The organism is Candidatus Jordarchaeum sp. (genome assembly GCF_052745115.1).
This window is the reverse complement of record NZ_JBRAKS010000073.1, coordinates 1-13,711: the sequence shown is the minus strand read 5'-3', so window position 1 is coordinate 13,711 and position 13,711 is coordinate 1. Positions and strand designations below refer to the sequence as shown.

Sequence of the window (13,711 nt, the reverse complement as noted above, 5' to 3'; positions counted from 1 at the left end):
GAGGGCGTGGTTAGGCAGCGTTTAAGTCGTGGTCCGTCTTTGGAAGGAAACCTTTGCTTTGCCCAGCGGTGGTTCCTTTTAGCGGATTTTTGTTCTCCACGCTGATTGCCGACTTGGTTCTCGTGGGCAGGGTTGTAGCCTTGTATTGGACATCTCTGCGGATGTTTGGGTTCATGATTAAAGTCCAAGAATGGTATTATTTATCATTAAATCTTTCTACTGTTGTGAACCCTTCGAGAAGGTAAGCAAATACATTGAGGAAGCAAGAACCATAGCTGTTAACCCATGCGCCTGCCGACTCTCAGCCAACAACTGCGACAAACCAATAGATGTTTGCTTCAGCTTCGACCGTTTCGCCGACTACATAATAAAGTACCGTAAAGGAAAAAAAGTATCGAAAGAAGAAGCACTCGCGATACTCCAAAAAGCCGAAGACGCCGGGCTGGTTCACACCATAAGTAACCAGCAGGAGAGACCAAACTTTATCTGCAACTGCTGCACCGACTGCTGCATATTGCTCAGAGGACTCACAGAGCTCCACAATCCGAGAACTATAGCCAAATCAAACTTCATGCCCGAAATAAACAGTGATAACTGCCGTCTATGTGAAACCTGCGTAGAATGGTGCCCTCTCCAAGCACTCTACCACCATTATCCACACAGTGAAGACCTCTCAGACGACAGGATAATGATCCTTGAGGAGAGATGCATAGGCTGCGGAATCTGCGCCCACAAATGTCCCCACGACGCCATAAAACTAGTTAGAGTCAGGGAAGAAATTCCGGAAAAAACTGGAAGAGACTCCCTGATCAGAGTTGAAACCGAAAGAATTCACTAACCCGTAAGTTCATCTAGATTTTCGATGAGAGCTGTTAATCTTTCCTGAAGTTTATTTTTACATCTTATATCGTTTGGAGTGATATCACCCCAAAATTTTTTTACCTGTAAATTCTCAATTTCAATTTTAAGCTCAAAGAACGCATCCTTTATCCTTTCTATACTCTTGGCAGTTTCTATATTAACTTCTCTTGATTTACGATTTAATCTTGATAGTAGGAAACAGGTATGAATATAGTATTCCCGAATTCTTTTGTACTCCTGTTTAATCCTATTCCTTTTGACTTCAAATTCTTCTTCACTAATTTTCCCGTTAACTAATTGTGTTTCAATAATATCAATCTTGGAATCCAAATTTTTAAGTTCTGCATGAAGCCTCTCTTTTTTCTTCTCTATCTTGAACTTTCTCTGCTTCTGAAGCTTCATAGCCTTATCAATATCGATCAATGAAGAAATGATTCGGAAGAACGATTCTTGAAAAATTGACGCATTACCCATCCAGTTCTGGAGATCATTTCGATGACGGAGCTCGGCTATAGCCAGAAAGCTTTGAAGTCTTTCTCTAATCCAGTTCTCCTCCGAGGCAGTGGTACCACTAGTGATACAGGTAATAGTTATAATATCACCGTCCTCTTTTATAAAAGTCCCAAACTCTGTCTCCAGTTTCTTAAGATTACCTTTCCGCATCTCAATCATAAAAGACTTTACTGCCGCTATAAATCCCGAAACAATAATCGTATGATGCTCCATTTTAAAAAAGTCAAATGCCCACAAAGTGATGCCACTAGGAATATGATCCACAATAATGTTCTCTAAACTAGCCAAAACCCTAACCGGAATAAGATATCTCCTTCTGAACCCATCAGCAACAATCCCTGCTCCGAGCAAAGAAGCAATCACTAGTGTGAGCGAAACGAAAAGCACCAGGTTTTGACTCTGCTCCATTTTTATAATGATTAAAGAAACTAGTGAAATGAGAATTATGGCGATTGGGAGACCCGCCTTCTTTTGCATTACCACCCACCAACATTTCCAAATCCTTTTTCCGCACTACTAATTATATTCTAGGAGAATTATGTATAAAAAAATATCGCAGAAATGGATAATAATTATTGCGATAATCACAATAATAATTGCATAAAAAATGAAATTTAGAAAATGAAGTTGTGATTATACAGATATAGAGGAGAATTCCGTAAATTCAATTAAATTTTTATATTCGGTTATTTAAACATATTTTGAAATCAACTTACTGCCCTATTTTTCTCCTTCTTCATCCCGAAGTACATAGCCCGGCTAAAAACCGTTTTTTATTGCTTCCTCCATTTTTTTCAACCATTCAGTGTATCCCTTAGACTTAATCATTCGAAGGTTATTAATGTTCCAGCCTTTGTATCTCTGAGTAATGATTTACATGAACACCTCTTTAGGTAGTTCTGGTAATTCAGGTAGACCCATTTGTTCTTCTTGCATCAACTTTGTGAGAGTTTCCCCCATTATTTCTCCGATTGACTTATCGAGGTCGAAGCCTTCTGGTGTCGTAGTACAGTCTTCAAATTCCTCACACTCGGCGCAGGAGGAAAAGCCCCGGTTAATGCAACACTTCTTTATGGCACAGGTAGCTGTTGGGGATCCGGATCTGCATCCTCCGCATAATGGCTGGTTTGCATACATTATGAGAACTTCATAGAATGTAGGATACTTAGTTGCTATGCCCATTAAGAACGTGATTTCTCCCATTTTAGTTTCATTAAGTAGCTTCTGAAGCTGCTTAGCTGCCTGGCGAATTTCCCCTGTGTTGGAGGGACATACACCACAATAAATTCCGCAGCAGCCGAGTAGAGGAGAATCTTCAGGTTTTACCAAGAAACCACCTCTGTTGATTACTCTTTATAAATAGTAGTTATTATATACACTAGGCTTTATTTACCTGGCTTAGATTTCAGGAGGCCTAACGGGTATCTAAGCGTTTCCATCATTTAATACTTGAGGGGAGAAAAGAGTTTGACAAGCACGCAAAAATACTGCCTTGAAACAACCTTCCTTGTAGACTTTTTGAGAGGAAAGGATTCCTCGCTACAAAAATACAAACAAATTAGCAAACACGCTCTTTCAACCACTTCAATCGTAGTTTGGGAAATTTTAAGAGGCCCGAAACTAGCGGGAAGAATGAAAGAATATGCCGATGCTACTAGGTTGCTAGAAAAATTAACCGTTTTACCATTTACAACTGCTTCTGCAAGAATAGCAACAAACATAGAATTAGAGCTAAAAGAAAAAGGTGGACAAGTAAATCTTATAGATGTTTTGATCGCAGCTGTTACTATAGAGAACAATTCAAGACTTGTTACGAGAGATGAGGGCTACACCCACATTAAAGATCTTCAAGTTGAGTTCTATACTGCAAAATGATTCGGTTCTAAACAAATTCCTCGAAAAGCATATTCACTCACCATAAAACATGGAGAAAAGCAGATGTTTTACATCACTAAGAGTAAAAAAATGTAGCAAATTGGTATGTGAAATGAGACCTCAGAACTCAACATTTCCAGCACCTGATTTCTGTTTGGTATTACAGGAATAGATCATAAAAACAGTAAAAAGTGCTATAATTTTAACAGATTTCGGGAGGGGCGGAAGGGTTTCCCAGCATTTCCATCATTATTTGTTGGAAGTTGTCAAAGTGTCCGGGTAGAGTTTTTTGAACAAAAAATGCTTCGGCTGCATTCAATTTTACCTTCTCTCCTATAGTAGAGGCCATAAAGCGTAAGAGCGTGTCTGCGTGTTTAGATAATGTTTTCAAATCCTCTGAGGTAACCTTGGTGGGATCAATATCCGGTGCAAATAGTCGGGCTAGGAGTGTGAGTGTAGCCTCAAACTTTAAAGCTGCTTCGACCTTTTTTTCTAGGGTTGAAAAAATATCCACGAAACAGTTGGGGGGATGCCCCAATAAACCCATGAACCATACCTCAGAGCAAGCATAAGGTTTCACATTCTGTTTCATTTGTTCGGAGTACAACAAGGGAAAGGCTGCGAAGGCTGCTGCTTCTGCTGCCATTCGCCCCACAACTAGATGGTCGGGATGAACCTCGTAGGCTACCCAGGGATCAAAGGTGACCACTCGGTCTGCTTTATATTTTCTAACATAATAGATTAGTTTTTCTCGCAGCTCAGGCGCATTTATGAATCCCCCATCAGGATAACCTAGAATAAGGGTTTCCTTCACTCCAAGTATATCATTAGCGGCTCTGAGCTCCTTCTCTCGCATATCGGCTACCTGTTTCATTGTTAAGTCGGTTCTCAATGTTCCTACATTGCCGCTTGTGACGCATATCGCATAAATGTTGTGACCTTGCTCCGCCCACTTGGCTAATGTTCCTGAGCAGAAGAAGGAAAGGTCGTCAGGATGGGCAATTATCGCAACCACATTCAACAATTTGGAACTCATCATAAACACCCTAACTCTCCGTATTTTTATGAATTGATAAATTATTATCTTTATTTATTTATAAATTAAGTTATAAAATGCTATTAAATTTACTATTAATACTAGATAACAAAATGTTTATTATATTCATATGAGAAACATTCTTTAAAATGGGACGATTTTAATCAAACCTAAAAAACATGACTTACGAATTAATGAGGGCAATGAAAAAATCGGAAAGAGTTAATAAAAATTTTTTATTTTGAGGCGGACTGATATGAATGCGTTTAAGGAATTGAAAAACAACCTTTCTATTGGAATGTTCAAACTTTCTTTAAAATTGATGGGGTTACTTTTTAGAATAAGTCCAAAATTGCGTAAGGAGATTTACAACAAAGAAACTGGTTTCATTTTTAACGCGAGGTACCAGTTCAAGACTCGAGACGGCAAAGTCAATGTGTATGTGATCTTCAAAGATGGTAAAATGAAGGTAGGAGACGGAACCGTTGAGAATCCGAATATTACTATTTACTATAAGGATAAAGGGACCATGGCTAAAATCTGGAACAAGAGTCCAGAGGAATCTCTCAACTATCTCCTGACCAATGAGATGAACTATAATGGAAACATGGCTTACCTCACCAAGTTTTCCTACATGACCACCGTTATCAAGAGAGCTAAGATAAAAGGCTACAAGGGTCCTGAGAATCGGCTGCTGTACCCAATAGGCGATATTGACAAGGAAAAAAGGAAACGTCTCCGAAACGAGGAATTAAACCGGAAAGTGGACAATGTCCAGTTTCTTAAAGATCCCTACCTGGGCAAATATTCGATAGATGATTTTCCACGCCTAAAATACTTGAAAAACCGTCGTTACGCCCTAAAACCCGCTATCTGTACGGAGAGAGCAAAACTCTTAACAGAGTACCATAGAGAGAACGGATTTGAAAAGGATAAAAAAGGAAAACCAATTGACCCCGAACTTCGCCAAGCAAACGCAATATATCACATAATGACAAACCGCAAACCAATAATCCATGACCAATACCTGATTCCCGGCTCTACAACCACCAAAGAAGCGGGCATACCCATCTATCCCGAATTAATCGGAACCGCCATCTGGCCAGAACTAAAGACAATATACAAACGTGAACTCAACCCTAACGACATTTCCCCCCAGGATGCAGACATTCTAAACTTCGAAGTATTTCCATACTGGATGGACCGAAACGTACGAGAATACTGCCGACAAAAGTACGGAAATCCCGTTTCCCAGCAATTGGAAGAGCGATTTGTCCTATACTTCATGATGAAAAACAACGCAATATCACACACCGTACCTGGACTTCCAAAAGTACTAAACGAAGGATTCGAAAAAATTAGAGATGAAGCAGCTAAAAAAGAGAAAGCAGCCAAATCCACAGAGAAGAAAAACTTCTACAAAGCGGTTCAGATAGTTATTGACGGCGTTCTAAACCATGCCAACAACCTGAGTAAGGAAGCCTTGAGAATCGCTGGAACATTGGACCCCAGTGATTCCGAACAAGCCAAACGAATCGGGGAACTAAAAGAAATTTCCAGAATTTGCGCCAAGGTTCCCGCAAAGCCTGCAGAAACCTTGCATGAAGCAGTTGTATCACTTTGGATTACCTGGTGTTGCATTCATTCTGAGAACGCTAATTCCGCCATGTCCATTGGAAGACTTGACCAGATGCTTCAACCCTTCTTTCTAAAGGATATGTCAAAAGCAAAAACAGATGAAGAAAGAGAAGAAGTAATCAAAAGAACTATGGAACTAGTGGGTCACCTATTCATAAGGGTTAACGACCATGACCCGCTAATACCGAGTGTTGGAAACAAGCTATTCGGAGGTAGTTCCTCTGATGATACTGTAACCGTGGGTGGTGTAGATAGAAAAGGAAAGAATGCCGTAAATGACATGACCTATATCATCCTCAAAGTAGCCGAAATGCTAGGCTTCCAGGATCCAAATATGAATGCCAGATACTATCCTGGAATCAACTCTAAAGAATATCTGAAACGCTTGTGTGAGTGTAATATTAACATGGTGGCCTCCCCCTCAATTCACAACGACAGGACAATGATAGAAGCACTGGTTCATCAAGGAATCCCAGTTGAAGACGCAAGAGATTGGGCTGCTACCGGCTGCGTTGAGCCCACAATCGTCGGAAAACATTACGGCCATACCAATTGTATGCTCCTAAACATGGTTGCGCCTTTAGAAACAGCTCTAAACAATGGAGTCCATCCAGTAATGGGAGAAAAGATTGGACCAGAGACGGGAAACGTTTTAAACTCGTTTCAAACCTTTGAAGATTTTCTCAACGCTTATAAAACCCAGCTAAAATACTTAGCAGAACAATCAATTGAAATAAACAATTACCTGGGATATGCACATCAATATATACATCCTACGCCACTACTATCGTCAATGTTTGAAGGATGCTTAGATAAAGGCACCGATGTAGTCAACGGAGGAGCAATGTACAACTCTTCAGGAGTGGCACTAGTTTCATTAACTGATGTTGTAGACAGCCTACTAGTAATAAGAGACCTAATCTACAAAAAGAAGGAATTAGATTGGCCAACACTGATGAATGCATTAGCAAACAATTTTGAGAATGGAACGGAAGAAGTACTACGCAAAATCCAAAAAGTTCCCAAATTCGGCTCGGATGAGCCAGAAACCAGTGAAATTGCCCATGACTTAATAGATTTCTGTTATGATATATACAATCCAGCTCAGAATTACAGGGGAGGAAACTATCTGGTAGGATACTGGTCTATAAGTTACCATGTGGGTTTCGGCATGCTCTCAGGGGCTTTACCTTCGGGCAGAAAGAAAGGAAAAGCTTTTACTCACGGATTGACACCGGCACCGGGTCCTTCCGATCAATTACTCCAAAACATTCACACCATCGGAGGTTTAAACTATTTAAAAATGCCAAACAACGCTTCATTCAACGTAAAACTGGTACCACATGCAGGAGATTCACATAAAAAAACCCTAGATTTATTCACAAGTTATGTTCAGAGCTTTTTCGACTTGGGAGGAATGCTATGGCAATTTAATGTAATCACTTCGGATACTCTAAGGGACGCCCAAAAAAACCCAGACGATTATCGATGGCTGCTTGTTCGAGTATCAGGATACAATGCATACTTTGTAAAAATAAACAAAAACATGCAAGAAGAAATAATTGCGCGAACAGAATTTGCATCAAGATGAAAACAAAAAATTGGGCTTGAACTAGTTATGGTTGGGAAAAACCAGTGGATAGTATGGCAAAAAAACCATTGATAGTAGATATCAAAAGAAACTCTCTAGACGATGGTCCGGGAATACGTACCCTTATTTTTTTTAAAGGCTGCCCCCTATCCTGTGTGTGGTGCCAAAACCCGGAAACCAAAAGTCCAGCACAAGAAATTGCTTTCTACAGAGAAGATTGCGTTGAATGCGGAAAATGTCTAGAAGCCTGTCAGAGGAAAGCTATAGATTTTTCATACAAGTATCGCATTGATCGTAGTATATGTAATCTCTGCGGAGAATGCATAAAAGTTTGCCCCAATGAAGCATTAAAATTCGTTGGCAAAGAGTATGAAATAAGAGATCTAGTTGACATTTTATTAAAAGACAGAATTTTTTATCAGAACTCTGGTGGCGGAGTCACCCTATCCGGCGGTGAACCCCTGTACCACATGGAATATGTGAGTCAATTATTAAAGGAACTCAAAAAAGAAAACATACACGTCTGTATAGAAACCTGTGGATACTATAACCGCGAAAAATTCAATGAATTAATATTACCCTACGTGGATCTCATTTATTTTGATTTGAAAATAATTGATCCAGAATCACATTTAAAATACTGTAAAGCAAGAAATGAAAAAATTTTTAGCAATTTCGAAAGTTTGATAAAGAATCAGAAATTAGAAGTCTTGCCCCGAATTCCGCTAATCCCCAATATTACCACTACAGAAGAAAATCTAACCGGATTAGCCCACTATTTAAAATCTTTTAATATTAAAAAAATTGGCTTATTAACTTATAATCCGCTGTGGCTTTCTAAACCCGAAAAAATCGGAGTTGAATCAGAATATCATCGTTCAGATTGGTTGAATAATGAGGAAAAAGAAATAATAAAGGCCATCTTCTCTGATTTTGAATTTGAAAATTTTTAATAATATCAGCCCATTTAGATGAATTGCTAAATTTCGAGTGCCTTGAAAAATCATAAATAGGGAATTACAGACATTTGCTTATGGGTGAGATAAAATGTTAGTTAAATTCGAGATTTATAATGATGGTGAATACTGGTGTGCTCGTGGAATTGGATTCGATATTTTTACTCAAGGTAAAACATTAGATGAACTAATGGGAAATATAAAAGAGGCTGTTGAATTACACTTTGATGAGGTTTTATCATCGGGGGAAGATATACAAATATTGTCGATATTCGAGTTTGAGGTGCGCTCACTTGCCGAAGTTGCCGGTAGTTAGCGGAGCCAAATTGATAAAACTATTGAGGAAATTGGGATATGAAGTAATTCGACAAGAGGTAGCAACATAAGACTAAGAAAAATAACAGAGGGTGGAGAACATAACATTACTGTCCCAAACCATCCAGAAATTGCAAAAGGAACACTCAATGACATATTATCGAAAATATCGATATGGAATAACATATCCAAAGATAATTTAATGGATATGCTTAGGAAAATTTAAAGGAGCTAGTGAAAATTATAGAGAAAGAGCCTTTTTCGTTAGATATTAATTTTTAGTTTTGATTATCTCGACAATTTTAAATTAGATTGGTTTCTATTTACCGAATTACTAAAAGCAGCAAAAAAGCCAGTTGCCTCATGCAAAAGAAGAAAATAATAGGTAAATGAAGGACAGCGGAGCAAATTTAACATTGTCAAGTTATATTTCGATTATTAAGCCACTTTAATCAACTTATTTAAATTTCTTTTTTCCGAAAAATCTCTAAGTAAAATAGTAGTGAAGGTTAAATATGTTCAGTTTCAAGCATTGGTTAAGGGTGTTTTAATGTTCGAGTTTCATGAGGATTTTGAGGAATTGTTGAAAGTTTTTGAGAAATCCAATTATGATGTCTACTTGATTGGGGCGAGAGCACTAATTCTTCATGGTATTCTACACCGGACAACGAAAGACATTGATGTTATGGTATCTGTTGGTGATGTTGAGGAGCTGAGAGGCAAAATAACAGAGGAGTTGAGGAGGAAGGGATTCGATGTTCAGTGGAGAAGCTTTGGGCTTTCTATAAAAACTTCCAGCAGCAATAGAATCGATGTAAATGTGCCTTTAATTATATACGATAGTGAGTTCAAAAAGCACTCAAAAAAAATTCGTGACAATCTTTACCTCCCATCTATAGAAGATTTAATAGTAACAAAACTAATGGCCTTTGGCCGAAGGGATTACGAAGATTTAAAAGATATCCTGTGGAGAGCTGAAAAAATAGATTACACTCGTCTATGTAGAAGAGTTAGAGAAGCCGGTCTACTTAAAGAATTTAATAAATTATCCAAACGTTTGGGGACCAAACAATGTTAAAACTATCAGACGTGATTCCCAAAGAGGTTCTGAAACTCCTCGACGAAAAAGGATTCAAACTTGTAGGACCCTGGGCCGAATACTACCAGCTCGAAGGAAATATTTTCAAAGTTTCACACCTCCCACTAAAAGTGGAATTTACTGGAAGCGACACCTCAATATTAGAAGAAATAAAGCCATACGCCAAACAGGTGATACACGGTAAAAACAAAGTTGCTCTAAAGGTTTCAAGACGCCACTGGTTAGTACTAAAATTCAAAGATTGAAAATTCGAATAAACTAATTTTTGGAGTAAAATCTATATTTTTAAATTAAAGTTAAATATCAAGATAAATTACTTTTAGAAGTGTACATACTAGAGGGAGAATATTATGATTGTCCACGATATCGTGATTGTGGGTGGTGGTTTAGCTGGATTGAGAGCTGCTCTGGAAGCCAGTGAATACACAGATGTAGCTATTGTCTCAAAGGTTCACCCATTGAGATCACACACATGTGTGGCAACCGGTGCTTTACACTTCCCTCCAGCACCCAATGAGCCCAAAGAGATGTACCTGCAGGAAACGATTAAGGGTAGCGACTACATGGCTGACCAGGACGCGGTGGACGTGCTTTGCGATGGTGCAGAAGTTGAGATACCGTGGTTGGAGTCTTGGGGGGTAGTCTACGCTAGAGCTACTGACGGTGAAATACTAAGGGCAAGTCCTGGAGGTATGAGTACTAGGACAGGAATAATTGTTTCATCTCAGTGGGCACGTGAACTGGTCATGACTCTTCAAGAGCAACTCTGGAGGCGGGGAGTCACCTTCTACGATGAGTGGTTCGCCACCTCTCTCCTAGTTGAAGATAACGTGAGCAGAGGGATAACCGCTTATGAAATAAAAAATGGGGAATTTCACACCATTAGGTCAAAAGCAGTGATCTTGGCAACAGGTGGTTTTGGATGGGTCTACGCCATGACCACCAATTCGAGCATATGTAGCGGCGATGGAACGGCTATGGCTTACCGGGTGGGAGCCCCGCTTAAAGACCCGGAATTTGTGCAATTCCACCCCACCACTCTTTACCCCCGAGGAACCCTAATCTCAGAAACCGCCCGGGTCATCGGAGGCAGACTGTACAACAGTGAGGGAGAGCGATTCATGGAAAGATATGCTCCAAATTACATGGAACTGGCACCAAGAGACGTTGTTTCTCAAGCCATGCAAACCGAGATAAACCAAGGCCGAGGAATCGAAGGCAAATACATCGGATTGGACCTATCACACATAAATATGGAGGAGCTTGAGCAAATAATTGGACTCACCACCATACCATTAAGCTTCTTCAGAAGGAGGCTGGAGGAGTTCGCAGAATTAGCCAGAATTTATGCTGAAGTGGACATAACCGAGGACTATATTCCAGTGGTTCCGGGTCAACACTTCTGGATGGGTGGGGTAAAGACTAACACTTGGACTGAAACCTCCATAAAGGGTTTATTCGCCGCCGGCGAGGTGGCGTGTGTGAGTGTTCATGGAGCAAACAGGGAGGGAGCCAACGCCCTAACCGAGTGCGTCGTTTTCGGAAAAAGAGCAGGAGAACGTGCCAGCGAATACGTGGAAAACCAGAACCTCAAACCAGTGTCAAAAGAAAAAATAAAAAGTGAAGAAAACCGGCTATACAAAATACTAAATAACAGAGGAGAATACAGTGCACCCAAGCTGAGAGATGAGCTAAGAAAAACAATGTGGGAAAAGGTGGGATTATTCCGCAACGAGGAGGGATTAACGGAAGCCCTTAAAAAAATAAAGGAACTGAAGGAGAAGTACCGCAAAATCCGTGTGGAGGATAAGAGCACCGTATATAACAATTCGTTCATTTTAGTCTTAGAGTTGGGAAACATGCTTGATTTAGCGGAGGCCACCACACTAGCCGCTTTGACCAGAAGGGAAAGCCGGGGAGCCCACTACCGGATAGACTATCCTGATAGAGATTATGAAAATTGGACCAAGCATATCATAATGTATTATCATCCAGAAAAGCCGGTCATAAAATATGAGGATGTTGCGATAACGATGTTTAAGCCGGAGAAGAGGGAATACTGAGGTGGCGATGATGAAGGTCAAATTCAACGTGTATAGATTCAACCCAGAAACCGATTCAAAACCACGCCATGAGGAGTATGATTTAGACGTAGCTCAAGACTCCACGGTTCTAGAGGCCCTACTCTATATCAAAGAAAATATAGATGAATCTTTAACTTTCCGATCAGCCTGCAGAATGGGACAATGCGGCTCCTGCGCCGTTAGAATAAACAAGAGAGCAGGACTGGCCTGCAAAACCCACGTAAAAGATGTTATTATAGATGGCTCGGTACAGGTGGAGCCACTCGACCACCTAGAGGTAATAAGAGACCTGGTCGTGAATATGGAACCCTTCTATCAGAGCCTAAAAGTCGTAAGACCCTGGCGAATAACGGATCTCACCAAAGGAGGATTCACCCGGATTCCAAAGATTCCACCAGACCAGCTGGAACACATGATAGAAAACAAGCAGTGCATAATGTGTGCCGCCTGCTACTCAGACTGCAACGTCATAGATGTGGACCGCACCTTTGTAGGACCCGCAGCCCTGGTTGAGGTATGCAGATTCATATGCGACCCTCTCGACGCCCACGAGGGAAGACTGCGGGAAGCAGTGGACTTAGGCCTGTTCAAATGTCCGGTGGATCAGGAGTGTGAGGTCGCCTGTCCCAGACAAATCGACATAAGGAGAAGCGTTGTCGAACACCTGAGATATCAAAGTGTAGTGAAAGGTGTGGGACCCTTACCTCAGCACAGAGCCATCGTTCAATCCGTACTCGACACCGGAGGATCAGTACCCATAGTTGACGCCCCCGCACTAGACCTATTCCCAGAATACATCAAAAATTTTGAGGGAGAACCCCAGGATGAAATAGTGCTATTTACCGGTTGCATAATAAACAGGAGACAACAACCGGTGGCACAGGCGATAATAGATATATTCCAGAACAACCGCGTTGCGGTCCACCTTCCAAAAGGCCAGACCTGCTGCGGTTCCCCCTTCATGCGAACCGGTCAGAGAGACGCCATGAAACCCTTCGTCACCAAAAACTTCAACATATTCAACGAGTACGCAGAGAAAGGTGTTAAAAAAGTCTTAACAAGTTGCTCCGGATGCAACTCCACCTTCAGAAAAGACTACCCCAAACTGGCTGAAGAGTATGGAATCCCCATAAACTTCGAAATATATGATGTAGGAGAATACATGGAAAGAAAAATTAAGCTAAACACAGGAGATCTCAAACCGACAAAAATAAGCTTAATGTACCATTACCCCTGCCACATCATGGCCAGCGGACTAGAAGAAGAAATATACCTGAACCTGATTGAAAAAATCCCAGGCATAGAACTCGTAAAGGTTCCAAAGTCCGGCTGGTGCTGCGGCGGAGGAGGCGGAGTCAGATCAGCCTTCCCAGAACTCGCAGACCGACTAGCCTCCAGAAGAATAGAGATAGCCCAAGAATTCGGAGTAAGCGGACTAGTTACAAACTGCCCATTCTGTATGCTACAATTTATTAGAGTTTTGGACCAAAAGAGAGAAAGAGGAGAAGAAGTCAGATTCAAATTATACGACTTCTACGAATTGTTCGCTGATGCCTACAAACCAACAAATTAAACTATTTACTTCCTTCATATTGATATCTCTTTTTTGGACAGCTTTACTCTCTTTTTACCGTATACGGGAAATATATGCTTGTATTTTGCTCAACAAGTTTCCCCGAAAAGAAGCGTTTTTTACCGTATACGGGAAGTATATGCTTGTGTTTTGCTCAACAAGTTTCCCCG

General features: G+C 40.5%; 14 protein-coding genes. 10 read left to right on the top strand and 4 right to left on the bottom strand.

What is annotated here, in order from left to right; translation table 11 throughout:
- Positions 1-10 precede the first annotated feature (10 nt).
- Positions 11-175, bottom strand: a complete 165-nt coding sequence (locus tag ACUVXA_RS07170) for a hypothetical protein (protein ID WP_445870564.1) — start codon at positions 173-175, stop codon at positions 11-13.
- A 15-nt stretch (positions 176-190) separates the two neighbouring features.
- On the opposite strand from ACUVXA_RS07170, the gene ACUVXA_RS07165 reads away from it, so the two are divergent.
- A complete protein-coding gene (locus ACUVXA_RS07165; protein WP_445870563.1) occupies positions 191-838 on the top strand; it encodes a 4Fe-4S dicluster domain-containing protein in 648 nt (215 codons plus the stop codon).
- Here ACUVXA_RS07165 and ACUVXA_RS07160 read toward each other — a convergent pair.
- Both ACUVXA_RS07160 and ACUVXA_RS07155 read right to left on the bottom strand, forming a co-directional pair.
- The gene (locus ACUVXA_RS07160; protein WP_445870562.1) at positions 835-1,851 is read right to left on the bottom strand and encodes a hypothetical protein; all 1,017 of its coding nucleotides are present in this window, start codon (positions 1,849-1,851) and stop codon (positions 835-837) included. The two genes, ACUVXA_RS07165 and ACUVXA_RS07160, sit on opposite strands and share 4 nt — an antisense overlap.
- Before the next feature lie 396 nt (positions 1,852-2,247).
- Positions 2,248-2,703 carry a DUF3795 domain-containing protein gene (locus tag ACUVXA_RS07155; protein WP_445870561.1) on the bottom strand — a complete coding sequence of 152 codons (456 nt, stop codon included), beginning with the start codon at positions 2,701-2,703 and terminating at the stop codon, positions 2,248-2,250.
- A gap of 138 nt (positions 2,704-2,841) precedes the next feature.
- On the opposite strand from ACUVXA_RS07155, the gene ACUVXA_RS07150 reads away from it, so the two are divergent.
- Positions 2,842-3,249, top strand: coding sequence for a type II toxin-antitoxin system VapC family toxin (locus tag ACUVXA_RS07150; RefSeq protein ID WP_445870560.1), 408 nt, complete (start codon positions 2,842-2,844; stop codon positions 3,247-3,249).
- Between the two features lie 202 nt (positions 3,250-3,451).
- Here ACUVXA_RS07150 and ACUVXA_RS07145 read toward each other — a convergent pair whose 3' ends face one another.
- Entirely contained in the window at positions 3,452-4,285 is an 834-nt protein-coding gene (locus ACUVXA_RS07145; protein ID WP_445870559.1) for a PIG-L deacetylase family protein, read from the bottom strand.
- A 256-nt stretch (positions 4,286-4,541) separates the two neighbouring features.
- On the opposite strand from ACUVXA_RS07145, the gene ACUVXA_RS07140 reads away from it, so the two are divergent.
- From ACUVXA_RS07140 to tfrB, 8 genes are all read left to right on the top strand, one after another.
- Positions 4,542-7,514, top strand: coding sequence for a pyruvate formate lyase family protein (locus ACUVXA_RS07140; protein ID WP_445870558.1), 2,973 nt, complete (start codon positions 4,542-4,544; stop codon positions 7,512-7,514).
- Positions 7,515-7,567: 53 nt separating this feature from the next.
- Positions 7,568-8,467, top strand: a complete 900-nt coding sequence (locus ACUVXA_RS07135) for a glycyl-radical enzyme activating protein (protein ID WP_445870557.1) — start codon at positions 7,568-7,570, stop codon at positions 8,465-8,467.
- 94 nt (positions 8,468-8,561) lie between these two features.
- Complete coding sequence (locus ACUVXA_RS07130; protein WP_445870556.1) at positions 8,562-8,786, top strand: type II toxin-antitoxin system HicB family antitoxin; 225 nt, start codon at positions 8,562-8,564, stop codon at positions 8,784-8,786.
- 66 nt (positions 8,787-8,852) lie between these two features.
- Entirely contained in the window at positions 8,853-9,011 is a 159-nt protein-coding gene (locus tag ACUVXA_RS07125; RefSeq protein WP_445870565.1) for a type II toxin-antitoxin system HicA family toxin, read from the top strand.
- 324 nt (positions 9,012-9,335) lie between these two features.
- Positions 9,336-9,863: a DUF6036 family nucleotidyltransferase gene (locus ACUVXA_RS07120; RefSeq protein WP_445870555.1), complete on the top strand. Its 528-nt coding sequence runs from the start codon at positions 9,336-9,338 to the stop codon at positions 9,861-9,863.
- Positions 9,857-10,129: a hypothetical protein gene (locus tag ACUVXA_RS07115; RefSeq protein WP_445870554.1), complete on the top strand. Its 273-nt coding sequence runs from the start codon at positions 9,857-9,859 to the stop codon at positions 10,127-10,129. The genes ACUVXA_RS07120 and ACUVXA_RS07115 overlap by 7 nt, the downstream gene beginning before the upstream one ends.
- Positions 10,130-10,234: 105 nt before the next feature.
- On the top strand, positions 10,235-11,947 hold the full coding sequence (locus ACUVXA_RS07110; protein ID WP_445870553.1) for an FAD-dependent oxidoreductase: 1,713 nt from the start codon (positions 10,235-10,237) through the stop codon (positions 11,945-11,947).
- Positions 11,948-11,954: 7 nt separating this feature from the next.
- Positions 11,955-13,541: a fumarate reductase (CoM/CoB) subunit TfrB gene (tfrB, locus tag ACUVXA_RS07105; protein WP_445870552.1), complete on the top strand. Its 1,587-nt coding sequence runs from the start codon at positions 11,955-11,957 to the stop codon at positions 13,539-13,541.
- Positions 13,542-13,711 lie beyond the last annotated feature (170 nt).

Coding starts and splice junctions, on each gene's coding strand:
- ACUVXA_RS07170 (WP_445870564.1), bottom strand. CDS start 175: ATGAACCCAAACATCCGCAGAGATGTCCAATACAAGGCTACAACCCTG.
- ACUVXA_RS07165 (WP_445870563.1), top strand. CDS start 191: ATGGTATTATTTATCATTAAATCTTTCTACTGTTGTGAACCCTTCGAG.
- ACUVXA_RS07160 (WP_445870562.1), bottom strand. CDS start 1,851: ATGCAAAAGAAGGCGGGTCTCCCAATCGCCATAATTCTCATTTCACTA.
- ACUVXA_RS07145 (WP_445870559.1), bottom strand. CDS start 4,285: ATGAGTTCCAAATTGTTGAATGTGGTTGCGATAATTGCCCATCCTGAC.
- ACUVXA_RS07140 (WP_445870558.1), top strand. CDS start 4,542: ATGAATGCGTTTAAGGAATTGAAAAACAACCTTTCTATTGGAATGTTC.
- ACUVXA_RS07135 (WP_445870557.1), top strand. CDS start 7,568: ATGGCAAAAAAACCATTGATAGTAGATATCAAAAGAAACTCTCTAGAC.
- ACUVXA_RS07130 (WP_445870556.1), top strand. CDS start 8,562: ATGTTAGTTAAATTCGAGATTTATAATGATGGTGAATACTGGTGTGCT.
- ACUVXA_RS07120 (WP_445870555.1), top strand. CDS start 9,336: ATGTTCGAGTTTCATGAGGATTTTGAGGAATTGTTGAAAGTTTTTGAG.
- ACUVXA_RS07115 (WP_445870554.1), top strand. CDS start 9,857: ATGTTAAAACTATCAGACGTGATTCCCAAAGAGGTTCTGAAACTCCTC.
- ACUVXA_RS07110 (WP_445870553.1), top strand. CDS start 10,235: ATGATTGTCCACGATATCGTGATTGTGGGTGGTGGTTTAGCTGGATTG.
- tfrB (WP_445870552.1), top strand. CDS start 11,955: ATGATGAAGGTCAAATTCAACGTGTATAGATTCAACCCAGAAACCGAT.